The 23,225-nt window shown below is 73.0% G+C and carries 18 protein-coding genes; 10 read left to right on the top strand and 8 right to left on the bottom strand.

Going from position 1 to position 23,225, the window contains the following annotated elements:
• Position 1: 1 nt before the first annotated feature.
• Together ACH45N_RS12685 and ACH45N_RS12680 are read right to left on the bottom strand one after the other, a co-directional pair.
• Positions 2-364: an ArsR/SmtB family transcription factor gene (locus tag ACH45N_RS12685; RefSeq protein ID WP_397394288.1), complete on the bottom strand. Its 363-nt coding sequence runs from the start codon at positions 362-364 to the stop codon at positions 2-4.
• Between the two features lie 172 nt (positions 365-536).
• Positions 537-1,571, bottom strand: coding sequence for a LacI family DNA-binding transcriptional regulator (locus tag ACH45N_RS12680; protein ID WP_397394286.1), 1,035 nt, complete (start codon positions 1,569-1,571; stop codon positions 537-539).
• Between the two features lie 141 nt (positions 1,572-1,712).
• Here ACH45N_RS12680 and ACH45N_RS12675 point away from each other — a divergent pair, with 141 nt between their 5' ends.
• The 7 genes from ACH45N_RS12675 (at position 1,713) to ACH45N_RS12645 (ending at position 10,007) form a co-directional block, all read left to right on the top strand.
• Positions 1,713-2,942 carry an amino acid ABC transporter substrate-binding protein gene (locus ACH45N_RS12675; protein ID WP_397394284.1) on the top strand — a complete coding sequence of 410 codons (1,230 nt, stop codon included), beginning with the start codon at positions 1,713-1,715 and terminating at the stop codon, positions 2,940-2,942.
• Positions 2,943-2,946: 4 nt separating this feature from the next.
• Positions 2,947-3,831 (top strand): branched-chain amino acid ABC transporter permease, encoded by an 885-nt coding sequence (locus ACH45N_RS12670; protein ID WP_397394282.1) that lies wholly within the window; start codon positions 2,947-2,949, stop codon positions 3,829-3,831.
• The gene (locus ACH45N_RS12665) at positions 3,815-4,918 is read left to right on the top strand and encodes a branched-chain amino acid ABC transporter permease (protein ID WP_397394280.1); all 1,104 of its coding nucleotides are present in this window, start codon (positions 3,815-3,817) and stop codon (positions 4,916-4,918) included. The genes ACH45N_RS12670 and ACH45N_RS12665 overlap by 17 nt, the downstream gene beginning before the upstream one ends.
• On the top strand, positions 4,915-5,667 hold the full coding sequence (locus tag ACH45N_RS12660; RefSeq protein ID WP_397394278.1) for an ABC transporter ATP-binding protein: 753 nt from the start codon (positions 4,915-4,917) through the stop codon (positions 5,665-5,667). Before ACH45N_RS12665 ends, ACH45N_RS12660 begins: the two co-directional genes overlap by 4 nt.
• Positions 5,657-6,451, top strand: coding sequence for an ABC transporter ATP-binding protein (locus tag ACH45N_RS12655; RefSeq protein ID WP_397394276.1), 795 nt, complete (start codon positions 5,657-5,659; stop codon positions 6,449-6,451). Before ACH45N_RS12660 ends, ACH45N_RS12655 begins: the two co-directional genes overlap by 11 nt.
• Before the next feature lie 114 nt (positions 6,452-6,565).
• Positions 6,566-7,597: a ThuA domain-containing protein gene (locus ACH45N_RS12650; RefSeq protein ID WP_397394274.1), complete on the top strand. Its 1,032-nt coding sequence runs from the start codon at positions 6,566-6,568 to the stop codon at positions 7,595-7,597.
• Between the two features lie 46 nt (positions 7,598-7,643).
• Positions 7,644-10,007 (top strand): PQQ-dependent sugar dehydrogenase, encoded by a 2,364-nt coding sequence (locus ACH45N_RS12645; RefSeq protein WP_397394272.1) that lies wholly within the window; start codon positions 7,644-7,646, stop codon positions 10,005-10,007.
• 132 nt (positions 10,008-10,139) lie between these two features.
• Here ACH45N_RS12645 and ACH45N_RS12640 read toward each other — a convergent pair whose 3' ends face one another.
• The gene (locus tag ACH45N_RS12640; protein WP_397394270.1) at positions 10,140-10,610 is read right to left on the bottom strand and encodes a winged helix-turn-helix transcriptional regulator; all 471 of its coding nucleotides are present in this window, start codon (positions 10,608-10,610) and stop codon (positions 10,140-10,142) included.
• A 74-nt stretch (positions 10,611-10,684) separates the two neighbouring features.
• Between ACH45N_RS12640 and ACH45N_RS12635 the strand changes: the two genes are divergently transcribed.
• Both ACH45N_RS12635 and ACH45N_RS12630 read left to right on the top strand, forming a co-directional pair.
• Positions 10,685-12,022 (top strand): MFS transporter, encoded by a 1,338-nt coding sequence (locus tag ACH45N_RS12635; RefSeq protein ID WP_397394268.1) that lies wholly within the window; start codon positions 10,685-10,687, stop codon positions 12,020-12,022.
• A complete protein-coding gene (locus ACH45N_RS12630; protein ID WP_397394266.1) occupies positions 12,022-12,726 on the top strand; it encodes an SDR family oxidoreductase in 705 nt (234 codons plus the stop codon). The genes ACH45N_RS12635 and ACH45N_RS12630 overlap by 1 nt, the downstream gene beginning before the upstream one ends.
• A gap of 55 nt (positions 12,727-12,781) precedes the next feature.
• Here the strand turns inward: ACH45N_RS12630 and ACH45N_RS12625 are convergent, their stop codons facing one another.
• Positions 12,782-13,891, bottom strand: coding sequence for a sensor histidine kinase (locus ACH45N_RS12625; RefSeq protein ID WP_397394264.1), 1,110 nt, complete (start codon positions 13,889-13,891; stop codon positions 12,782-12,784).
• On the bottom strand, positions 13,888-14,550 hold the full coding sequence (locus ACH45N_RS12620) for a response regulator transcription factor (protein WP_397394262.1): 663 nt from the start codon (positions 14,548-14,550) through the stop codon (positions 13,888-13,890). The genes ACH45N_RS12625 and ACH45N_RS12620 overlap by 4 nt, the downstream gene beginning before the upstream one ends.
• Positions 14,551-14,638: 88 nt before the next feature.
• Here ACH45N_RS12620 and ACH45N_RS12615 point away from each other — a divergent pair, with 88 nt between their 5' ends.
• A complete protein-coding gene (locus ACH45N_RS12615) occupies positions 14,639-15,310 on the top strand; it encodes a M15 family metallopeptidase (RefSeq protein ID WP_397394260.1) in 672 nt (223 codons plus the stop codon).
• A 38-nt stretch (positions 15,311-15,348) separates the two neighbouring features.
• Here the strand turns inward: ACH45N_RS12615 and ACH45N_RS12610 are convergent, their stop codons facing one another.
• From ACH45N_RS12610 to ACH45N_RS12600, 3 genes are all read right to left on the bottom strand, one after another.
• Positions 15,349-16,374, bottom strand: a complete 1,026-nt coding sequence (locus tag ACH45N_RS12610) for a DUF4037 domain-containing protein (RefSeq protein WP_397394258.1) — start codon at positions 16,372-16,374, stop codon at positions 15,349-15,351.
• A 544-nt stretch (positions 16,375-16,918) separates the two neighbouring features.
• On the bottom strand, positions 16,919-18,424 hold the full coding sequence (locus ACH45N_RS12605) for a BadF/BadG/BcrA/BcrD ATPase family protein (RefSeq protein WP_397394256.1): 1,506 nt from the start codon (positions 18,422-18,424) through the stop codon (positions 16,919-16,921).
• A gap of 115 nt (positions 18,425-18,539) precedes the next feature.
• Positions 18,540-23,201, bottom strand: coding sequence for a hypothetical protein (locus ACH45N_RS12600; RefSeq protein WP_397394254.1), 4,662 nt, complete (start codon positions 23,199-23,201; stop codon positions 18,540-18,542).
• Between the last annotated feature and the right edge of the window lie 24 nt (positions 23,202-23,225).

The following is a 23,225-nucleotide window of genomic DNA, read 5'->3' as shown; positions in this document are numbered from 1 at the left end:
GTCAGTCTCCTTGTCCCGTTCCTGCATCGGTCGGTCGTTGCGTCTCGAGCTCGTCGAGCACGTCGTCCATGAGGTCGAACCGCTCGTTCCAGAGCCGCTCGTAGCGGGAGACCCAGTCGTGGACGGCGCGCAACGGCGCGCCGTTGACCCGGTACAGACGGCGGCGCCCGTCGTCGCGCACGTCCACCAGCCCCACCTCCCGCAGCACCCGCAGGTGCTTGGACACCTGCGGCTGGGCGAGCCCGAGCTGCGCGACGAGGTCGCCCACCGCGAGCTCGCCGCCGGCCAGGGCGTCGAGGATCTCGCGACGGCGCGGCTCGGCCACCGCGTTGAACGTGTCGGTCGTGGTCGCTGCTCGTGCCATGGCTCAAACATATACCCATATCGGCATGCGTCAAGAGGCGCGCCCTGATCCGGCGGCGGGGGCAGAACACAGACGGCCGGAGGGGTAACGCAGAGGCAGCACTGCTACCTCTCCGTTACCCCTCCGGCTGCGTCATGCTTTCCCCGGAGAGCGGCCTCCGCGCGCCGTCGCCTCAGCCCCGCACCGGCGCCGTCGACGTCCGGACCATCAAGCGCTGCTCCGCGGTCCGACGGCGGGCCCGGGCCGCCCGCGGCAGAAGGGCGAGCTCCAGCGCCTGTCGCCCCATCTCCTTCATCGGCAGGTGCACCGTCGTCAGCGCGGGCGAGAGGTGGCCGGCCACGGTCACGTCGTCGAAGCCGGTGACCGAGACGTCGCCCGGCACCGAGACGCCCCGCTCCCCCAGCACCGACAGCACGCCGACCGCCATGTCGTCGTTGAGCGCGAGGATCGCCGTGACGTCCGGGTGGGCGTCGAGGATCTGCCGGGCGGCGTCCTTGCCGCCGTCGAGCGTGAACGCCGCCTCGACCACGGGCAGGTCCGCGAGCCGCAGGCCGTGCGCGCCGAGCGCCTGCTCGACGCCGGTGAGCCGGTCGGCCATGGTGGCCAGCCGCCGCGACCCGGACGCGACGGCGATGCGCCGGTGACCCAGGCCGAGCAGATGGTCGGCGATGGCCCGGCCGCCCGCGACGTTGGCCGGCACCACGGCGTCGACGCCGAGCAGGGGGTGCCGGCCGATGACGGCGACCCGCCCGCCGGCCGCCTCGAAGGCCTGCACCTGCGCCTTCATCTGCGCCTGGACCTCCCGGTCGAGGTGCCCGGACCCGGCCACGACGATGATCCCCACGCCCGCGCCCGCGAGCGCCCGCAGCTGGGCCACCTCGGCGTGCGGGTCGCGTCCGGTGTGGCAGATCTGCACCATGCGGCCGTGGGCGCCGGCCACTTCCAGCACCCCGCTGGCGATCTCGGCGAAGTACGGGTCGCCGATCTCGTGCACCACGAGCCCGACGGACGGGCTGGCGCCGCTCGCCAGGGAGCGGGCGTGCACGTTCGCGACGTAGCCGAGCTCGGCCGCGACGGCGCGCACCCGCTCGGCGAGGGCCTCGGACACCCCGGCGGCCCCGGACAGCGCCCGGGAGGCGGTCGCGATGGACACGCCGGCGTGCTCTGCGACGTCGACCAGGCGGAGCCCGGCGGTGTGCTTGCGCATCGAATCTCCTCGCCACAGGTCAAGCGACAGGTCATGGATGGTGCCAACACCCTTGTCACACAGCGTCCCAGTTCCTAGAGTGCCGTAAGCGGTTACGGAAGCGCTTGCCCACAATGATGTGGACCCACAAGGGAGTGGACCATGAGAGCAACCCGACGCCTGACGGTAGCGGCAGTCGCCGCGGCCTCGGCACTGTCCCTGTCCGCCTGTCTGGCGAGCCCGGAGCAGGGCGGTGAGGCCGCCGGCCCCGACGACCCGATCGTCGTCGGCGTCTCGCTCCCGCTGACGGGTGACTTCGCCGAGCCGGGCAAGGGGGTGCAGCGCGGCTACGAGGCCTGGGCCAAGCACGTCAACGAGAACGGCGGGCTGCTGGGCCGCCAGGTCGAGCTGGTCATCGTCGACGACCAGTCGAACGCGGACCGCGTCGCCTCGGACTACGAGCGGCTGATCAACCAGGACGGCGTGGACCTGGTCTTCGGGCCGTTCTCGACCCGGCTGGTGGTGCCGGCGGCGCAGGTCGCGAAGGACTACGGCTTCCTGTTCGTGGAGCCCGCCGGCGCCGCGGCGGAGGTCTTCGAGCAGGGCTTCGACAACCTGTTCTACGCGGCGCCGGCCATCGCCGACGATCACTACGACCACCTGGCGGAGTACCTCCTGGCCCTGCCGGAGGACGAGCGGCCGAAGAGCATCGCCGTGGCCTCGATGGACGACCCGTTCGCCCAGGGCACCGCCTACGGCCTGCGCGACCAGCTCGCCGACGCCGGCATCGAGGTGGTGGTCGACGAGGTGTACCCGCCGAACACCACCGACTTCAGCGGCATCGCGGCGAAGATCGCGGACTCGAAGGCGGACCTGCTGATCGTGGGGTCGCAGTACCAGGACGGCGTGAACCTCGTGGTCGCGCTCCAGCAGCAGGACTACCAGCCGCAGATGGCAGCGATCTCGGGCGCGCCGACGAACGCGGAGTTCCCGGACGCGATCGGCGACAAGACCGAGGGCATCCTCGCCCCGACCGGGTACACGCCGACGGCGCCGTACCCGTCCAACGAGGAGTTCGTGGAGTTCTACACGGCGGAGCACGACGCCCCGCCCGCCGAGGACGAGGCGAACGCCTGGACCACGGGCCAGGTCGTCGCGGCGGCCGTGGAGGCCGTGGGCTGCGCCGACCCGAGCCCGGAGTGCCAGGAGCAGCTCGTCGGGTGGCTCCACGAGAACGAGGTCGAGACCGTCGTCGGCACGCTGAGCTGGGACGCCCAGGGCCGGCCGCAGAGCGCGCACCTCATCCAGCAGTACGTGGACGGCGAGATCAAGATCGTGCTGCCCGACGACGTCAAGGAAGCCGACCTCGTCCACCCGAAGCCCGCGTGGTGAACCGATGACCGGTGCCCTGTTCGCGCAGAGCCTGGTGCTCGGCGTCCTCCTGGGCGGGCTCTACGCCCTCCTGGCCGCCGGCCTGACCCTGTACTTCGGCGTGATGCGGGTGGTCATGATCGCCCACTCGGCGTTCCTGATCCTGGCCGCCTACCTCGCCTGGTACTTCCACGAGCGCACGGGAGTCGACCCGCTCCTGTCGCTGGTCGTCACGGTGCCGCTGTTCTTCGTCGTCGGGTACGGGATGCAGCGGTTCCTGGTGTCGCGGCTGCGGCCCATCACGCTGACCACCATGTCGGTGCTGCTCACGTTCGCCGTCGCGCTGACGATCGAGGGGCTGCTCGGGTTCGTCTGGACCGGCACGCAGCGCCGCATCCAGCTCGGCTACTCGGGCACGAGCATCGAGGTGGCGGGCGTGAGCATCGCCGTCGTGAAGCTCATCGCGTTCGGCCTGGCCGCACTGTCGCTGGGTGCGCTGTACCTGATCCTGCGCCGGACGTCGTTCGGCCGGGCGCTGCGGGCCACCACCCAGCACCCGGAGGCCGCGCGGCTGATCGGCATCGACACCGACCGCGTGGCCGGGCTCGGCTTCGGGCTGGGCCTGGCCACAGCCGCGATCGGCGGGACGGCGCTGGCCCTGGACTACACGATCTACCCGTCGCTGCACTGGCACTGGATCGGGCCGCTCATGGCGATCATCGTCGTGGGCGGGCTGGGCAGCATCCCCGGGGCCGCCATCGCGGCGCTGCTGCTCGGCGTGGCCGCGAGCCTGCTGCAGGTGCCGCTCGGCACCACCTGGGCGCAGACCGTGTTCTACCTGGCCCTGTTCGTGACCCTCATGATCCGCCCGCAGGGATTCTTCGGAGGTCGCCTTGCCCAACGCTTCTAGCCCCGCCAGAGCCTCCGGCCCGACGACGTCCGGCCCGACGACGGCGCGCGTGGCCCGGATCGGCGCCCTGCTCGCCCTCGTGGTGGTCGTGCTCCTGTTCCCGTCGCTGGCCCCCGACCCGTTCATCCTGTCCGTCGGCGTGGTGATCCTCAGCTACGCGGTGCTGGCCACGTCGTGGAACCTGGTGGGCGGGTTCACCGGCTACATCTCGCTCGGGCACGCCGCGTACTCGGGCCTGGGCGGGTACGCCACCGCGCTGCTGATCCTGCGGTCCGGGCTGAACCCGTGGCTCGCGCTCCTGGTCGGGGCCCTGATCGTGGCACTGATCGCCATCCCGGTCGGCATCGCGTCGCTGCGGGTGCGCGGCGCCTCGTTCGTGATCGTCTCGATCGCGCTGGTGCTCATCCTGCAGCTCACGTTCCAGAGCTGGCACACCTTCACCGGCGGCTCGGGCGGCCTGCGCGTGCCCCGACCGTTCGGCCCGGACGTGCTGCGGCCCGAGCAGCACGAACGGTTCTTCTACCTGCACGCCGCGCTCCTGGCGCTGGCCCTGCTGACCTGGTGGGCCATCGAGCGATCCCGGCTCGGCGCCGGGCTCAAGGCCATCCGCGAGGACGAGGACAAGGCGCAGGCGCTCGGCGTGCCGACGTTTGCCTACAAGCTCACCGCCCTGGTGACCAGCGCGTTCTTCACCGCGCTGGGCGGCGGCCTGTACGCGCTGTGGTTCGGCTACCTCGACCCGATCTTCCAGTTCTCGATCCTGGTCGGCACCTACATGGTGCTCATGTCGCTGCTCGGCGGGGTGCGCAGCCTCTTCGGGCCGCTGCTCGGCGCCGTCGTCGTGGGGTACGCGGTCGAGGTGTTCAAGTCGCAGTACGGCGACACGCAGTTCCACCTGGTCGCCACGGGCATCCTGCTCGGCCTGGTCGTCCTGTTCATGCCCGACGGCGTCATCCCCGCCATCACCTCGTTCCTGAACCGCCGGCGCCGCGCGGCGTCGATCCGCGAGGTGAGCGCCGAGGAGCTCGCCCGGCAGCGCGCGGACGAGCGGCGCGACGGCAAGCAGCGCGAGGAGGCAACCCGATGAGCACCGGTTCCGTGAGCACCGGCTCCGTCACCACCGAGGGCCTCACCAGGTCGTTCGGCGGCGTCCGCGCCGTCGACGGCGCCTCCGTGGCGTTCCACGACGGCGAGATCAACGCCCTGATCGGGCCCAACGGCTCCGGCAAGACCACGTTCTTCAACTGCGTCACCGGCATGATCAGGCCGGACGCCGGGACCGTCACCTACCGTGACCGGGACATCACGGGGCTCGCGCCGCACCGGATCGCTCGGTCCGGGATCGGCCGCAGCTTCCAGCTCTGCCGCGTCTTCCCGCGGCTCACCGTGCTGGAGAACGTGCTGGTCGCGGTGCAGCCGCACGGCCTGCTGGAACGGCTGCGCGGCATGCGCAACCCGGACGACGTCGCCCGGGCCCGCGAGCTGCTGGCCCGCGTCGGCATCGACCACCTGGAGCACGCCGAGGCGCGCGACATCTCCTACGGCCAGCAGAAGCTGCTGGAGCTCGCCGGGGTGCTCATGGGTGACCCGCACACGATCATGCTCGACGAGCCGGCCGGCGGCGTGAACCCCGCGCTCGTGGACCGCATCGCCGACCTGGTGCGCGAGCTCAACGCCGAGGGCCGCACCTTCATCATCGTGGAGCACAACATGGAGCTGGTCATGGGCCTGAGCGACCACGTGGTGGTGTTCGACCGGGGCCGCCCGATCGCCCAGGGCACCCCCGCCGTCGTGCAGGACGACCCGCAGGTGCTGGAGGCCTACCTTGGCGTCTGAACTCGCCCCCGAGATCGCCGCCGGACCGGGCGCCCAGCCCGGCCCCGCGGCCGAACCCCTGCTGCGTCTGACCGACGTGCGGGCCGGCTACGGCCGCGCCGCCCTCGTGCTGCGCGGGCTGTCGGTGACGGTGGCGCCCGGCAGCGTGGTCTGCCTCGTGGGCCCCAACGGCGCCGGCAAGTCGACGGTGCTCAAGGTCGCGAGCGGCCTGCTCAGGCCGCGCGCCGGGCAGGTCGTGGTCGACGGCGTGGACGTCACGGGACGCTCGCCGCAGCAGCTCCTGGCCGCCGGGCTGTCGCACGTGCCGCAGGGGCACAGCGTGTTCCCCGAGATGACCGTGGCCGAGAACGTGCTGCTCGGCGCCTACACCGTGCGCGACCGCACGGAGATCGCGGCGCGCACGGATGCCGTCACCGAGCTGTTCCCGCTGGTCGGCGAGCGGTGGTCCGCCCTGGCGGGCGCGCTGTCGGGCGGACAGCAGAAGCAGGTCGAGTTCGCCCGCTCGCTCATGGTGCGGCCCAAGGTGGTGCTGCTGGACGAGCCGTCGATGGGGCTGGACCCCAGGGCGACGGCGGTCGTGTTCGAGCAGGTGCAGCGCATGCGCGACGCCGGCACGGCCGTGCTGCTCGTGGAGCAGAACGCGCGGCGGGCGCTGGAGTCGGCCGACGTCGGCTGCGTGCTCGACCTGGGCCGCGTGCACATCACCGGCCCCGCCCCGGACCTCCTCGCGGACCCCCGCCTGGCCCAGCTCTACCTGGGCGGCCGCCCAAGGGAGGTCAAGTAACCCCACCCCCTCCCGTTGAGTGCTGGGTATTTGTTGCTTCGCGCCCCGTTCGGCCGCAGATACCCAGCACTCAACGGAGTGGGCTGACTGTTGGCTGTTCAAAGGAGAACTGTCATGTCACTCAGAACCACGCTTGGGAACTCGCTCGGCGGTGCCGGGCAGGTGGTGCTCGGCCTCGCGATCCTGGCCGCGCTGCTCGCCGGCCTGCACCTCGCGCCCGCCACGTCGGGGGCGTCCGCGTCGCCCGGGCCGGCGGCGCAGGGCGGGCCGCCGTCGTCCGCGGGCCGCCAGGACCCCTACCAGGACAAGGTGGCCGACTACGGCGTCTGCCGGGGCACCGACCCGGCCTGCTACCACGACTGGGACCTGCCGCGCACCACCGACGGGCGGGTGCGGGTGCTGGTGTTCACCGCGACCGGCGTCTCGCGGCACGCCCACCTCGGACCCCTGCTGCCCGCCGGGATGAACCCGCCGCTCACCTCGGCGCACGTGGCGCAGAACGCCGTGATCCGGTGGGGGCAGGAGTACGGGTTCGAGGTGGACTGGACCGAGGACGTGCGCCAGCTCGACGCCCCGGCCAAGCTCGCGCCGTACGACGCCGTGGTGTTCCTCAGCAACTCCCGCACCATGCTCGACGACGCGTCCCAGACCGCCCTGCTCCAGTACGTCCGCTCGGGCGGCGGCTTCGTCGCCGTACACAACACGCTGGGCGCGATGTACCACTGGCCGTGGTTCCAGGGGCTGCTCGGCGGCGCCAACTTCTACGACCACGGTCCGCACCGCGACGGGCAGGTGCTCACCGTCGACCGCCGCGACACCTCCACGACGGACCTGCCGCGCCGGTGGGACTTCCGCGACGAGTGGTACAACCTCGAGCCGTTCCCCACGGGCGTGCGGTTCCTCGCCGAGGTGGACACCGACACCATCGGCTCCGGCACCGGCTTCAACGGGAACCCCGGGCACGCCGGCGAGCACCCCGTCTCCTGGTGCCAGTACTACGACGGCGGTCGCGCCTGGGTCACCTCGCTCGGCCACGACCCGGCCGCGTGGACCGCGGACTCGACACTGCCGGGCGCCGACTCGTTCAAGACCCACGTGGTGGGCGGCATCCTCAGCGCGGCCGGCGAGCGGCCGTTCTGCCGGTAGGTCCAACTGCACTCCGTAATGACGACGACGACATTCAGGAGGCACCATGCGCACAAGACAGAGATGGCGGTCGGCGGTAGCGGCGGTGGCGATCGCCGCCACCGCGCTGACCGGGCTGACGACGGCGGCCCTGACCACGGCGGCGGCATCGACCACGCCCGGGGCCGCGCCGCAGGCCGCGGCCGTCCCGGTGGGCGACCCGATCGAGGACCCGGCCCCGGAGGAGATCCAGTCCACGATCGGCCTGGTCCTGGAGGAGTACGCGCAGTTCCCGAAGACGGAGCCCATCCCGGCGCCCGTCGACCGGCGGCTGATGCGGCACGCGCGCATCAACGGCATCGGCGAGCTGCCGGACGGTTCGGGCCGCACGTACGTCCCGGACCTGAACGGCCCGCTGTACCTCGTGGAGGACGGCGAGCCGCGGGTGTACCTGGACGTGGCCGCGCGGTTCGCGCCGGAGTTCTTCTCCGGACGAGGCATGGGCAGCGGGTTCGGGTTCGCGGCGTTCCATCCGGACTTCGAGCACAACGGCACGTTCTACACGGTGCACAGCGAGCGCCCCGGCAACGCCGGGCCGCCGTCCGACCCCACGACGTACCCGGCGCAGACGCCGACGTTCCTGCACGCGGTGGTCACGGAGTGGGTGGCGGACGACCCGGACGCCGACGTGTTCTCCGGGACGAGCCGCGAGGTGATGCGCCTGGGCTTCGCGGGCCAGGTGCACGCCATCCAGCAGATCGACTTCAACCCGACGGCGCAGCCGGGCGACGAGGACTACGGCCTGCTGTACCTCGCGGTGGGCGACGGCGGCATCGGCGTCGGCACGGGCGTGCCGCAGGACCGGGGCACGCCGGCGGGCAAGATCCTGCGCATCGACCCGGCGGGGACGAACGGGCCGGGTGGCACGTACGGCATCCCGGCGTCGAACCCGTTCGTGGACACCCCGGGCACGCTCGGCGAGATCTACGCGATCGGCATGCGCGACCCGCACCGGTTCAGCTGGGACACGAAGACGGGCCGCATGTTCCTGGGGCACATCGGCGAGCACGCGATCGAGGCCGTGTACGACGTGCGCGCCGGGGACAACTTCGGCTGGGGGGACCGGGAGGGGAAGTACGTCTTCGACGCCGCCGACCGCTGCAACCTGTACCCGCTGCCGGAGGACGACGACGAGCTCGGCTTCACGTATCCCGTGGTGGCGTACGACCACGACCCGCCGCCCGGCTGGTCGTGCACGGCGGACAGCGGGTACGCGATCAGCGGCGGCTTCGTCTATCGCGGGCGTGACCTGCCGGCACTGAACGGCACGTACCTGTTCACCGACCTGGTCGAGGGGCGCGTGTTCTTCGCCAAGGAGTCGCAGATGCGGCGCGGGCGTCCCGAGGCGCAGATGTACGAGCTGGCGCTCTACGACACCGACGGAACCCGCAAGCGGATGCCCGACTTCACGGGCGACGAGCGGGCCGACCTGCGCATGGGCCGGGACGCGTCGGGCGACCTGTACCTGGTGGCCAAGGCGAACGGCAAGATCTGGAAGATCGTGGACACCGTGCACGCGCCGGTGCCCCAGGACGTGCCGCGCTCGCTGGAGCAGAACTCCGTGAGCTTCTACGACTTCGAGCACCCGTTCCAGCAGGACGGCGCCGTGGAGGTCGACCGCGGCCTGTCACGCACCTATCTCAACCTGATCAACGGCGGGGAGGACATGCGCGTGGCCGACGGCGCCTACCCGGGCAGCAACAACTCGATCCAGCTCGGCCAGGTCGACCCGCTGACGGCGGGCAACGACGACTGGAAGGCGGGCGTCTACAACGCGAACGGGGTGGGCACCCTGTCGGCGTTCAACGGGGTGGACGGCGTGACGGTCATGGGCTGGGTCAAGATGACCGGCCAGAACCCGAGCCCGAACACCACCACCGCCGACCCGGACGACCACTACAACGCCGTGGGCCTGGCGGGCCTGCTCAGCGGCGACTCCGACGGGCACGGCGTGCGCGCCCTGCTGGAGATCATCGAGGTGGACGGCGAGCTGCGGCTGGTCGCGCTGGGCCGGCGGATCGACGGCGGGGCGTCGCAGACCTTCGCCGCGAGCGAGGACTGGCGAACCCTGCTGCCGCAGGACGAGTGGGTGCACCTGGCCGCCACGTTCGACTACACCACGGGGAAGATGGCCCTGTTCCGCAACGGCGAGCGGGTGCCGGGCTTCTACGTGGTGGACGGCGACCCGTGGCAGGTGGACGGTTCGGGGACGTCGGCCACGACGCCGCGGGGCATCAAGATCGGTGGCAGCTTCCCGCAGGACACCCAGGAGCGGAACCCCTGCAACTGCCGCATGGACACGATCCAGCTCCTGGACCGTGCGATCGCACCGAGGGAGGTCGCGGCCCAGTACCGCCTGATGACCCGCTGACCACCCACCCGGCTCACCCCTCTCTCGTCGAGTCAGGGGCATGGTCGGACCCACCTCCTGACTCGGCCCATGCATTACGCCCAGTCAGGAGGTGGGTCCGACCGGGCTACTGACTCGGCGCCTGGGCCAGGGTCAGGCCGCCGTCGTCAGCGAGCCCGGGCCTGGCACCACCGAGACGTCCTCGGGCGGGAGCTCCCGGCCGTCGTCGGTCAGGAAGGCGACCCGGACGGGCTGCTCCGTGGCCTCCTCGACGTACACGACCGACGGCCCGAAACCTGAGGGCCGGTGCACGTCGCCCCACGCCGCGAACGCCGCCAGGACGGTCTTGAGCTCCGCCCCCGCCTCGGTGAGCACGTACTCGTCGCGCTGGCGCTGACCCGCGTCGCGGTACGGCCGGCGCTCCAGCACGCCGCCCTCGACCAGGGTCTCCAGCCGGGCGGTGAGGACGTCGGGGGCGATGCCGAGCCGCGCGCGGAAGTCGGCGAACCGCGTGTAGCCGAAGAAGGCCTCGCGGACCACCAGGAGGGTCCACTTCTCCCCCAGGACCTCCAGGCTCCGGGCCACGGAGCAGCGGGCGTTGCGTTCGCGGGGCGTTGTGCTCATGCCCACATCCTATCTGAGTTGTCTTTTCCAATCCAGATGCTAAGTTGTGAATCCCAACTCAGATAGGAACCTCGATGACTTTCACCTGGGCGGCGCGTGGCAGCCGCTGGGCGGCGGCGGCCGCGGTGGCCCTCGCGCTCTGGGCATCGGCGGCGCCGACGCTCGTCTACCCCGTCTACGCGGCGCAGTGGCACCTCACCACCGCGGTCACCACCACGGTCTTCGCGGCCTACCCCGTCGCCCTGATCGCCACGCTCCTGCTGCTCGGCGGCCTCGCGGAGACCGTGGGCAACCGGGGCGCGATCCTCGCGGGCCTCGGCTTCCTCGGTCTCGGCGCGCTCACCTTCCTGCTCGCGCCGAACCTGGCGCTGCTGCTCGTGGGCCGCGCGCTCATGGGCGTCGGGGTGGGGCTCAGCCTCGGTCCGGCCACGAGCGTCATCGCGGCCTCCGGGTCGGACGACGCCCGCGACCGCACCGGCGCGACCACCGCCGCAGCGTCCGCCGTGGGGCTCATCACCGCTCTGCTCGTGGGCGGCGCGACCGTGCAGTTCAGCCCGAGCCCCCTGCACGCGGGCTACGGGGTGCTGCTCGCCGGCGTCGTCGTCGCCGTGCTCGCCGCCTGGTTCCTGCCGCGCCGGCCGAGCGCCGCCGCGCGCCGCTGGCGCCCCCGGCCGCTGGCCGTGCCGCGGCACCGGCTGCCGTTCGTGGCGGGCGCGCTCGGGGTCTCGGCAGCCTATGCGCTCGGCGCGATCTTCCTCGGCATCGGGGCCCAGTTCGCGCGGGACACCGTCCACTCCGACGACGCCTTCGTCAACGGCGTGGTCCTCGCGATCTCCGCGGCCGCCATCGGCGTGGTCGCCCTGCTCGCCGGGCGGCTGCGGGCCGCGACGGCATTGCGCCTCGGCGCCGTCGCCGCCCTGGCCGGGCAGAGCCTGATGCTCGTCGCGGGTGCCACCCACTCGATGACCGCGCTGGTCCTGTACTCCCTGATCGGCGGCGCCGGCTACAGCCTCCTGTTCTCCGGCGGCGTCACCCTCATCACCCGCAGCGCGCCCGCCGAGCACCGCGCCGCGACGACGTCGTCGGCCTACCTGGTCGCCTACCTCGTGCAGGCGGGCGTCGCCCTCGCCGTCGGCCGGCTGGCCACCGCGCACGGGCTGCAGACGGCGCTCGTCGTGGGCAGCGCGACCGTGATCGCGTTCACGCTGGCCGCCGTGCTCACCGCCCGCACCCGGGGCGCGGAGCCCGCCACGCCCGCCGCACCTCTCGACGCCGTTCCTGTCGACGCCGTTCCTGTCGACGCCGTTCCTGTCGACGCCGTTCCTGTCGACGCCGTTCCTGTCGACGCAGTTCCCTCTGACACCGCTGACCTCGACACCACCCCGCACCACCTCATGAAAGCGAGCTCGTGATGACTGATCTGAAGAACGCCGTGGTCCTGATCACCGGTGCGAACGGCGGCCTCGGCCGCGCGTTCGTCGCCGAGGCCCTCCTGCGGGGCGCCGCCAAGGTCTACGCCAGCGCCCGCACGCCGCGGGAGTGGACCGACCCCCGCGTGGTGCCGCTGCCCCTGGACATCAACGACCCCGGGTCGGTCACGGCCGCGGCCGAGCTGGCCGGGGACACCACGGTCCTGGTCAACAACGCCGGGATCTCCGACCGCGGGCAGCCGGTGCTGACCGCGTCGCTCGACGACGTCCGCGCGGTGTTCGAGACCAACGTGTTCGCCCAGCTCGGCGTCACGCAGGCGTTCGCCCCGGTGCTGGCGCGCAACGGCGGCGGCGCCATCATCAACATGCACTCGGCGCTGAGCTGGTTCGCCATGGGCACGTACTCGGCGACCAAGGCGGCGTTCTGGTCGTACAGCAACGCGCTCCGCGTGGAGCTCCTGGACCAGGGCACGCAGGTGCTCGGCGCGCACCTCGGTTACACGGACACCCCGATGACCGAGCGGCTCGACGTGCCGAAGGAGGACCCGCGCGACATCGTGGCGGCGATCCTCGACGGGCTGGAGGCCGGTGAGCCCGAGGTGCTGGCCGACGACACCAGCCGCCGCGTCAAGGCGGCCCTCTCCGGCCCGCTGAGCGACCTCTACCCGCAGCTCCAGACGGCCTGAGTACCACGTGTCAGACGTACAGGTCCCTCCGGTGACCTGTACGTCTGACACGACCTCACCCCGGCAGGAAGGTGACCGTCGCGGTCAGGCCGCCGCCCGGGCGGGGGGCGAGCGCCAGCTCGGCGCCGTGCGCCCGGGCGATCGACGCGACGATCGACAGGCCGAGCCCGCTGCCGGCGAGGCGGTCCGGGCGGCGCGTCCGGGCGTCGGCGCGCACGAAGGGTTCGGCCAGGGTCGCGACCACCGCCGGGTCGAGCGGCGCCCCGGTGTTCTCCACCACCAGCGTCGGACGACGGCGGCCGTCGAGCCGCGTGCCGACCCGGACCTGTCCGCCGGCGGGGAGGTTGTGCCGCACGGCGTTGCCGAGCAGGTTCGCGGCGAGCTGGCCCAGCAGCACCCGGTTGCCGTGGACCGGTGCCGCGTCGAGCGTCAGGATCAGCTCCGGCGGGGCGGGCAGGTCCAGGTCCGGCGACTCCCGGACGGCCTCGCGGACGACGTCGGCCAGGTCGACGGGCTCGGCCCGGAGGCTGTCGTGGTCGAGCCGGGCGAGCTGCAGCAGGGACTCGACCATCACGATCGAGCGCTCGTTGGTCTCGTGCAGCCGGCTCAGCAGGCGGTCCACGTCCCGGCCCGCCGGGTCCGCCTGCGCCACCTCCAGCAGCGCCTTGACCACGGTGTTCGGCGTGCGCAGCTCGTGCGACGCGTTGGCGGTGAACCGGCGCTGCTCCTCGAAGGAGCGCTCCAGCCGGGCGAGCATCATGTCGAAGGTGTCGGCGAGCCGGCGCAGCTCGTCGTCGGGCCCCTCCAGGGCGATCCGGTGGTCAAGGGCGCCGTCCGCGGCGAGCGCCGCTGCCTCGCTGATCCGGTCGAGGGGCCGGAGCATCCGGCCCGCCAGGATCCAGCCGCCCACCAGGCCGACGAGCGCGAGAAAGCCGACCGCCGCGGCCGACAGGGGCACGGCGACGTCGAGGAGGTCCGAGCGGCTGGGCGCGAAGCCCCCGCCGTCCTGGACCGTGAGGTTCTCGTCGGGGACGTACCGCAGCACCAGCAGGAGCGCGGCGAACAGGGCCGTGCCCGCCAGGACGAGGAACCCCGCGTAGCTCAGCGTGAGCCGCAGGCGCACCGACAGCCCGGCGCGGCGCTGCCCGACGGCGGGGGTCGTCACCGTTCCCCGAACCGGTACCCGACGCCGGGCACCGTGTGGATCAGCCAGGGGTCGCCCAGGCGTTTGCGCAGCGTCGAGATCGTGATGCGGACGGCGTTGGTGAACGGGTCGGCGTTCTCGTCCCAGGCGCGTTCGAGCAGCTCCTCGGCGCTGACGACGCCGCCGCCGGCGTCCATCAGCACCTGCACGACGGCGAACTGCTTGCGGGTCAGCGCGATGTACCGGCCGTCGCGGTAGACCTCGCGGCGATAGGGGTCGAGCCGTACCGGCCCGAGCTCGACCACGGGCGGGGTCGTCGCCTCGGGCCGCCGGGCCAGGGCGCGCAGCCGCAGCACCAGCTCGCGCATCGCGAAGGGCTTGGTCAGGTAGTCGTCGGCGCCGAGCTCGAAGCCGCTCACCTTGTCGGTCAGCTCGCCGGCCGCGGTCAGCATGATGATCCGGACCGCGGGGTGGTCCGCGACGACCCGGCGGGCCACCTCGTCCCCGTGCACCACGGGGACGTCCCGGTCGAGCACCACGACGTCGTAGGGGTTGGCGGCCACCAGGTCGAGCGCGGCCGCGCCGTCGTTCGCGACGTCGGCGGCGATCGCCTCCAGCCGGAGCCCGTCCCGGATCGCCTCGGCGAGGTAGGGCTCGTCCTCCACCACCAAGACGCGCATGTCAGCACACGCTACCGGCGGGCACATATCCGGGGCGTATCCAAAAGCGAAGACGCCCCGGCAACGTCGCCCCCGGTGGGCTGGGCACATGACTCGATACGAACTGGCCCACCCGCCGGCACGCGTCGGCGGCCCGCCCCGGCACGTCCCCCGACCGCGGCGCACCCGCCGCCCGATGGCGTTCACCCTCGTGGTGGCCGCCGTGGTGCTCACCGCCGTGTTCGGCGTCTATCCCCTGCTCGACCGCGGCGACGCGCCGGTCGTGCAGGCCGTCGACCAGGTGCTCGACCAGGGCCGGCCCAGTTCGGCGGGCGACGCCGGGTCGACCGGCGTGGCCGGCGGCGACATCCCCGACGGCGCGGCGACGCTCGACGACGACCTCCCGGCCATCACCAACCTCGACGCCGACCTTGCCGCCGCCGTCCGCGAGGCCGCCGAGGACGCCGCGGACGACGGCATCGACTTCTGGGTCACGAGCGGCTGGCGCAGCCCCGCCTACCAGCAGCGGCTGCTCGACGACGCGATCGCGGAGTACGGCAGCCTGGAGGCCGCGCGCGAGCGGGTCAGCACGCCCGAGCTGTCCGAGCACGTGAGCGGCAAGGCCATCGACATCGGCCCGACCGAGGGCGCCTACTGGCTCATCCAGCACGGCACCGAGTACGGGCTGTGCCAGGTGTACTCCAACGAGATCTGGCACTTCGAGCTGCTGACCGGGCCCGGCGGCACGTGCCCCGTGCTGCTGGAGAACGCCGGCGGCTGAGTCCGTCTGCGCGCGAGACCGGGCGTGCTCCGGCCCGCTCAGGCCCGCGAGGCCCGGGCCAGCCGCCCGCGCGCACCCGCGTCGGTGAGCGTCCCGACGTCGTCCACCCACTGCTCGACGCCGCCCCGGTGCGACAGGGCCCGCACCTCCGGGTCCGTGACGGCGGCGCGGAGCACGCCCGCCACGTCGCGCAGGCCCGTGAACGGCCGGTCGTAGAAGTCCTGGCACACCGGACCGTCCAGTGCGGGCAGACCGACGGCACGCTGCCGCGCGTGCAGCACCTCGCACGCCGCACGCAGGGCGGCGTCGCGCTCCTGCCAGGTACCGGCCGCGAGCGCCCGGGCCACCTCGCCGCCGGCCGACGCCGCCACGGGCAGCCGCCCGAACAGCGTGCCCGCCCACTTGGGGTACGGCGGCCAGTGCCGCTCCAGGAGGAAGCCGAGCCGGACCAGCGCGGTGACCAGGCGTGCGGCGAGGAGCCGGGAGCCGAGGTCGTCGCCGCGCTGCCCGGTGCGGCCCACGAACGGCAGCTCCTGCTCGACGCGGGTCCACTCGGCGGCCAGCACGTGCAGCCAGACGTCGTGCGGGTACCACGCGAGCCGTTCGCGCAGCGCGGTGAGCTCCCCCGGCGCGTCCTCGAACACCGGTCCCGCCGTCACCTCCAGCACGGCCTGCCCGGTCAGCGACAGCCAGTCGGTGACGCCGAGGTCGCGGCCGAGGTCGAGCCCCGTGCGCGACCGGACGAGCTCGACGGGCGCGGCCACCTCGACCCGGTGCCGGACGGCCGGGTCCCAGGTGACGGGGAACGCCGTCGGCAGGCCCCGGTAGGACGCCGGGAGGGCAGCGGCGAGGAGCTCGTCGACCTCACGGACCCGCCCGGCGGGGACCAGGAGGGTCAGTCGCAGCCCCCAGTCGTGGTCGCGCGAGGTGTCGTCGTCCAGCCCCAGGACGTCCGAGCCGGAGCCGAGCCGGGCGGCCGCCCGCGGCACGTCCGGCAACTTCCGGTCCAGGATCGGGCGGACGACGTCGGCCCAGTACGCGCGGGCGAGCTCGGTTCCGGACATGCGGTCAACCTAGGAGCCGGGACGCGGCGGGTCCAGGTGAATCCCGCCCGTCGCCTGTTCCCGCCCGTTGCGCCCGGGCCGGACCCGGCACCGGCCGCGGTGGACAGCGTGGTCCGGGCTCCGGGGCACACACCACTGGTACGAGGGGTGTCGGCAGGGATGAACCGCGTTCATCTCTGCCTCGCACGATCTGGCTCGCCCGAACAGTCCACCCACGGCGAACTGCGCTTTCGGAATTCCGGATCAGGTGAACTGTTCGGCTGACGTAGACCCGGCCAGTCTGCCTCCCGGAAAATCCATCGCAGCCGAATAATCACGCCAGCAAATACCAGGTACTGCTATATATCCGGAAATACGGCACAACCGATTAATTCAGCAGCGCTGAACCTGTCCGGATGTGCCACTGATCATTCGGCTGGACGGGATTGTTCGGCAAGGGTTGATTGAGGCAGCGTCGGACGCACGGAATTCAGCACCGCCGACACCTACCGTCCGGGTTCGCATCACCACCCGACCGCCGCACGATCACCTGCCACCTCCGGGCTCAGTGCACGCTGGCGGTCACGGCCCGCGCCGTGAGGCAGGTCCAGCCGCCCACGTAGATGCGGTCACCGTCGGCCAGCCAGCGGCGTTCCCCCGGGCGCAGGGGCTCGGTGGGCAGCGCGTCGCCCCGCGCGGCGACGTAGGTCCCGTTGGCCGACCCCAGGTCGACGACGCTCCACCCGCCCTCCGACCAGGCGATCTCGCAGTGCCGGCGCGAGACGCCGGTGTCCTCGCACACGATGTCCGGCACCACGCCGCGGCTGCGCGAGGCACGGCCGACCACGAGCCGCTCCCCCGTCAGCGGCACCACGGCGTCGGTCACGGAGGCCGCGGAGGCCGCCGCGGCCGGGGACGTCCGCGACGACAGGGGCGACAGGGCGGCGGGAGACGACGGGGCCAGGCCGTCCCCCGGCGCCTGCTCGGCCGACCACTCGTAGTCCGACCGGACCTCCACCGCCCAGGCGGTGGGCGCGGCGGCCTCCCGCAGCGGCCGGACGGCGGGGAGGACCACCCGGGGCAGCGTGACGGAGTCGTCGGGCCGGGGCGCCGCGCCGATCCGGACCGCCAGCAGCGGCACGTGCTCCTGGACGACGTTCGGGTGCGCGGCCAGCATGCGCGCCAGGGCCAGCGCGCCGTCGAGCGGCAGGCCGGCGCTGGGCTGCACGCGTACGTCGTCCCGCTTCTCCAGGAGGTGCTGGACCACCATCGCCCGCAGCGTCGGCGCGTGCATCAGCAGCTTTCCCGTGGTGACCGCCACGGGCACGACGCCGGGGTGGCTCAGCACCGCGCACAGCCCGTCCGCCAGGGAGCGGGCGGCCTCGTCGAGGATCTCGCGGCACGCCAGGTCGCCGTAGTCCGCCGCCGTGATGACCTGGGGCGCGAACCCGGCGAACAGCGACACGTCGTTGACGGCCGCCCACCGCTCCCGCCGTCCGAAGTGCTCCTCGGCGGCCCGGACCAGGCCCGGCGACGCCCCCATGCGGCGGCCGTCCATCGACCGCGCCGCGGCGTCGAGGCCGCGGCGTCCGATCCAGGCGCCGCCGCCGTTGTCACCCACGTGCGGGCCCATCCCGTCGGCGAGGTGCCAGCGGCCGACGTCGTCGCACGCCACGGCCACCGCGCCGGTACCCACGGCCAGCGTGGCGCCCGACCCGGTGCCGATGGCTCCCAGGTGCGCCGTGACCGCGTCGCTCGAGACGGCCGTCGAGGTGGTCCGCAGCTCCTCGGACAGGATGTCGTGCACCCGGTTGGGGTCCAGCGCCCCGGACTGGGTCATGGACCGGAACCCGCGCATCCCGACGGCGGCGGCCGACACCCGCGGCCGCCCCCCGAACCGGGCGGCGAAGCCGCGGCACAGCTCGCGCACCACCTCGGGCACGGTCGACCGTCCGCCGACCAGCGTCGCGGGCGGTCCCGTGACCTCGTAGGACACGCCGCCCCGCCCGGAGCTGAACCGGAGGCGGGAACCCGTGCCGCCGATGTCCACGCCTACCACCCGAGCGTCCACTTCGGGGCCCTTTGCCCCGCCCTGCTCCACAGTCAGTATCGGCACCGGCACATATTCACCCGGGATGCCGCATTCCGCATGTGTCGGCTGTCATACGGCGCGGTACCGTCTGCGGTCAGCGTGCGCGGCGGACGCGCACCCCGACCAGGAGCGCGGATCCCAGCACCAGGAACACGATCGCGGCCGCCAGCAGCCCACCGACGTCGGCGCCGGTCGTCGCGAGGTCGCCGCCGTCGGGTGCGGGCGCGGCGCCCGGTCCGGGCGGTACGTCCGGCCCTGGCCCCGGCGGGGCCGGGGAGGGCGTCGGGGTCGGGGTCGGCGTGGGTGTCGGCGTCGGGGTCGGCGTCGGACCCGCGTCCGCGGTGTTGGTCACGGCGCACTCCACCGACGCACCGGGCTCGGCGACGAGCTGGAAGCCCGGTGCGTCCGGGTCGCCGTCGTCCACCCCGGCGCAGGTCACCGGGCTCGCCGTCCACCCGGCGCCGGGCTCCGGCTCGGCGACCGTGTACCCGGCGCCCGGCACCAGCCCCGTCCAGGACACCGTCGCGGACCCCGGGCCCGTGCCGGAGACGGTCTGCGTCCCGGGCTCGGCCGCGTCGTCCGGTGTGAGCACCAGGTCGAACGACCACTCCAGCCCCGGGTCCGCGCCCTCGACGGTCTTGGTGACGGACAGGTCGGCGGGTGCCGCCGTGTTGACCGCCTCGCAGGAGAGCACGAGCCCGGCCGTCGCGGTGAACTGGAACCCGGCGGCGCCGGGATCCTCGTCGTCGGCCCCGGTGCAGGTCAGGTCCGCCGACCAGCCGGCGCCGGGATCCGGTTCCGTGAGGCTGTAGGACGCGCCGAGCACCAGGTCGGGCCAGCTCGCCTCCGGTTCCTGGCCGGTCACCGTGACCGGCACGGGACCGTCCGGGCCGGTCAGCACCAGGTCGAACGACCAGGGCGCGTCCTCGGCCCAGCCTGCGACCGTCTTGAGCGCGGTCACGCTGCCGGCATCGGCGGTGTTGGCGAACGTGCACAGCACGGTCTCGCCGAGCCCGACGTCGACCGTGACGGCCGGGATCGCCACCGTGACCTCCCCGGCCGCGCCCGTGCAGGTGATCTCCGCGAGCGTCCATCCCGGCGGCAGGTCCTCGCCGACGCGGTACGCACCGGGCGTCACCGGCCCGGCGACGAACGGCTCGTCCGCGTCGGTCAGGACGAACGGCTCCTGGGGCCCGCCGTCCGGCCCCCAGGTGAAGTCGAACTCCTGCGGCGCGCCCGGCGGGGTCGTCTCCTTGTCCACCAGGAGCATGCCCCAGGGCGCGTTGGTGTAGGTGCAGGTCACCGTCTCGCCGGGGTCCAGCCGGACCGAGCCGACCAGCCCGTCCGCGCTCGACGGCTCCCCGGCGGGATCCCCGTCCACGCAGGTCAGGTCGGTCGCCTCGAACCCGTCCTGCGCCAGCTCCGTCACGGTGTAGGCGCCGGGGTCCACGTCCGGGAACGTCTGCGCGCCCGCGCCGTCCTGGGTGGCGATCGAGAACTGCGGCGGGTCCAGCCAGTCACCCGTGAACTCGAACTCGCCGTCCCCCTGCGTGACGACCTTCGCCACCACGATCGTGCCCGTCCGGATGTTCTCGACCGTGCAGTCACCCACGTCCCCCGGGTTCACCGAGAAGTCGCTCAGGTCCTCGATCACGAACGGCTCGCCGCCGTCCGCCGGGGTGATCGTGCACGTCAGCTCTCCCTCGATCCAGCCGTCGGCCCCCGACTCGACCAGCGAGTACCGCACGCCGGGCACGACCTGCGGGAGGTCGACGGTCGTGGTGCCGTCCACCGTGGTGACCGGTACCACGATGGGATCGACCGCCTCGTCCAGGTCGGTCAGGACGAGCTCGAACTGCCCGTCGCCGCCGACCGAGGTCTTGGTCAGGGTGCCGCTCCCCTGCACCGCGGTGTTGACGAGGGTGCAGGAGACCTCCTCGCCGACGGGCGCGACGAACTGCAGGCCCGGGCTGTCCGGATCGACGTCCTCGATGCCGGTGCACGTGGTCTCGGCGGTCCATCCCGGTGCGTCGCCCTCGGCGATCGAGTACGTCTGCCCCGGCAGCAGCCCCGACCACGTCACCGTCTCGCCGGCCTGCCCGGTGCCCGCGACGGTCTGGGGCGAGGTCTCGCCCACCGGGAGCGGGTCGATGGTCAGGTCGAACTCCCACGGCTGGGCCGCGCCGATGCCCGCGGCCACCTTGGACACGCTGATCGACGACGTCTCCACCGTGTTCTCCGCCCCGCAGTCCAGCACCTGGCCGGGCGTCAGCACCACCTGGAACCCCGGCGCCGGGCCCAGGTCGGTCAACCCGGTGCAGGTGATGTCGCCCCGGGTCCAGCCGGCCGGTGTCGTCCCGCCCTCCCGCAGCGTGTACTCCACGCCGGGGACGAGACCGTCCCACTCGACGGTCGGTGCACCGGAGGTCGCCGACCGGCTCACGACGCCGCCGTCGGGGTCCACCAGCTCGAAGTCGAACGTCCATGAGAGGTCCGGTCCGGAGCCCTCGACGGTCTTGGTGAGCGACGCCGTGGCGGGCTCGGCCGTGTTGGTGAAGAAGCAGACGATGACGCCGCCCGCGGGCAGGTCCACCTCGACGCCGCGCCCGTCCGTCGTCGGCGTCCAGAAGTCGTCGTTGCAGGTCAGGTCACTCAGCGCCCAGCCCGGTTCGTCGGCGGGCTCGGTGATCGTGTGGACGCCGGTCTCCAGGTCCAGGAACGTGCGCAGGGCCACGTTCGGCGGCTCGGAGTTGCCGTTCAGGGTGAACGGCGTCGCCTCGCCCTCCGGCGGCGTGTGGACGAAGCCGAACTCCTGGTCGAACTCGACCGGCTCGGTGCGCTTGATCACGGTGATCGACCCGGGCGTCGTGTTCGTGAAGAAGCACCGCACGGTCTCCCCCGGCAGCACCGTGAGATCGATGGCCCGCGTGGCGGGGTCCCCCGAGTGGTCGGCGCCGCCGTAGGTGCAGGCGAGGTCGGCGAGCACGGTCGCCGGGTCGCCGTCGTCGGTCAGCTCCTCGATCGTGTAGGTGCCGGCCGGGACGTCGGAGATCACCTCCTCGTACAGGGTGCCGTCGCCCTGCTCGACGTCGATCGAGAAGGACTCGGCCCCGGGGAGATCGCTCGTGAAGTCGAACGTGCGCCCGTCCACGCCGTGCGCCTCCTTCGAGACGATCACCGTGCCGAGCTGGGTGTTGGTGAACGTGCACTCGATCTCCTCGCCCGCCACGGACACGACGGTGGCGCTGCGCTCGTCGACGGTCGCCGCGGCCGTGCAGTCGATCTCCGGGGGCAGCCAGCCGTCGGCCTCCGCCTCCGCCATCGTCACGGGGGCACCCGCCGGGACCGGGAAGGACACGCTCTCGCCGTCGCCCAGCGTCACCGGGTCCTGGCCGGTGACGTCGAACCCAAAGGTGTCCGGCGCGCCGTCCGGCTCGGTCTGCTTGGTGACGGTCACGACGGCGGACGCGTTGGTGATCACGCAGTCCGTCGTGTTCCCGGGCGTCACGGGGAACCGGTCCGACGGGTCGTCGAGCACGAACTGCTCCGGCGGGCCGCCGTCCACCGGGACCGCGGTGCAGGCGAGCGACTGGAGCGCCCAGGGCGGGGGGATGTCGGGCTCGGTCAGCGAGAAGGAGGAGCCGGCGAGCACGTCCGGGTACGTCTTGGTCTCGCCGCTCGCCACGGTGTCGACCAGGGTCTCCACCGGGGGCGGCCCGGGTTGGACCGGCCCGGTGTCGCTGGCCACGGTGAACCCGAACCGGTCGCCGTCGGCCGCGATGTCGGGCACGGTCTCCTTGGTCACCGTCAGGGCGCCGCAGTTGGAGATGCTCGTCCGGTCCGGCGCGTGGTCGGCGAAGTCCTGGATGTTCGCGTTCGGGGAGTTGCCCGTGCGGGTGAACATCGCGGAGACCTGGAAGGTCGAGCAGTCCGCGGGCGAGAACAGGCCGGCGGAGCTGAGGTCGATCGCGAACTCACCGAACGTCTCCTGCGGCTGGTTCGTCAGGGGCGGCCCCTCGCTCCGCACGCCGACCGACCAGTCGAAGTCGGCGGTACCCGGCTGCGGGGTCCAGGTCCCGGCCCCGAGCGGGTCCGCGCAGCCGTCGCCCGCCGCGGGTGTCCAGCGCTCGACGACGGCGGTCGTGCCCGACGAGGCGTAGTCGAACTCCAGCAGCACGTCGTCGCACCGGCCGGGCTCGGGCCCCTCCAGGTTCTGGAAGATGCTGACCTCGCCGGCGCCCACGTACCGCGTCCAGTAGCCGTAGAGGATCACGTGGCGGCCGCCCGCCGCGTCGGTGACGATCTCGACCCCGTACCCGGTGGAGCAGAGGTCACCCTTGGCGTTGGGGTTCGACGGCCCGGGGACCCACGGGTTGGTGCCCGGGTTCTGGCTCGGCGGGGCGCCGGTCGCGTCCGGGTTGGCGTTGCAGGAGGCGCCCAGCGTCCCGTTGTCCCAGGCGAAGCTGCCCTGCACGACGCCGGTGGAGCTGTTGCCCTGCTCCGTGACGTAGGGCCCCGTGGGCGTGAACGTGAAGCTGCCGTCCGGCCCGACGTCCGTGAGGAAGTCGCCCCAGTTGAAGGTCTCGGGCGGCGCGGCGGGATCCGTGGTCCCGTCGACCGCCATCCCGGTCTGCAGGCCCGACGGCTCCAGGGTGGCGGCCGCCGCGGCGGGCGCGAGCACCACGGGGACGACGACGGCCCCACCCGCGAGCACCACCGTGGCCAGCGCTGCCACCCAGCGGCGCGCCCCGCTCACCCGACGACCGTCTCGACGCTCGAT

Source organism: Promicromonospora sp. NPDC019610, from assembly GCF_044389365.1.
GTDB lineage: Bacteria > Actinomycetota > Actinomycetes > Actinomycetales > Cellulomonadaceae > Promicromonospora.
The sequence above is the reverse complement of the archived record's forward strand: the minus strand, read 5'-3'. Positions and strand labels throughout refer to the sequence as shown.